A 273-nucleotide genomic window follows, 5' to 3' on the forward strand; every position below is an offset into this window, starting at 1 on the left:
TGCTGCGTGCCAAGGGCCGCAGTGGCGTGGACATCGCCACGCCCCAGGTTCGCTTTGAGTCTGCCCTGGCCTTGGGCGATGTATGGGCCCTTGATCAACTCTGGCGTGAGCTGGGCTTCGATGCCCTGGCGGCCGTCTTCCGACGCGCCCGTTACACCACCCCCATTGAGCAGGCCATTCGTGTGATGGTCTTCAACCGCCTGTGCGATGCCGACTCCAAGCTGGGCACGCTTCGCTGGCTGCAAACCGTGAGCATGCCGGGCGTCGATGCCG

General features: G+C 65.2%; 1 pseudogene. It reads left to right on the forward strand.

Features of this window, described 5'->3' with window-relative positions:
• Positions 1–273 (forward strand): annotated as a pseudogene (locus ABG80_RS16680) (IS1634 family transposase); the annotation flags it as partial.

It is taken from the genome of Aquabacterium parvum, from assembly GCF_001447195.1.
GTDB classification, from domain to species: domain Bacteria; phylum Pseudomonadota; class Gammaproteobacteria; order Burkholderiales; family Burkholderiaceae_C; genus Aquabacterium; species Aquabacterium parvum.